The organism is Thermomicrobium sp. CFH 73360, assembly GCF_023806465.1.
In the GTDB taxonomy this organism is placed as follows: domain Bacteria; phylum Chloroflexota; class Chloroflexia; order Thermomicrobiales; family Thermomicrobiaceae; genus Thermomicrobium.
In genome coordinates, this window is the sequence record NZ_JAMSLS010000033.1 from 1 (window position 1) to 368 (window position 368).

A 368-nucleotide genomic window follows, 5' to 3' on the forward strand; every position below is an offset into this window, starting at 1 on the left:
GCGTTTAGCGAGTACACGGTCTGCCCGGTCGACTCGGTTATCAAGATCGATCCGGATCTCCCGTTGGATCGGGCATGTCTGGTCGGCTGCGCTGTTCCCACCGGCTGGGGTGCCGCCGTCAACCGCGCCCGGGTCCGTCCCGGGGAGACGGTGGCGATCTTCGGCACCGGCGGTGTCGGGATGAACGCGGTGCAGGGTGCCGCCATGGCCGGAGCGGAGAAGGTGATTGCGATCGATTTGGTCGATTGGAAGTTGGAGAAGGCCAAGGAGTTTGGGGCCACCCACACCATCAACCCCACGCGGGAGGATCCGATCCAACGGATTATGGACATCACCCACGGCGTCGGCGCCGACGCCACCATCTTGAC

The 368-nt window shown here is 64.7% G+C and carries 1 protein-coding gene; it reads left to right on the forward strand.

Features of this window, described 5'->3' with window-relative positions; all coding sequences use genetic code 11:
• Positions 1-368 (forward strand): zinc-binding dehydrogenase (locus tag NET03_RS13395; protein WP_252129386.1); only part of this gene is annotated, 368 nt, incomplete at both ends.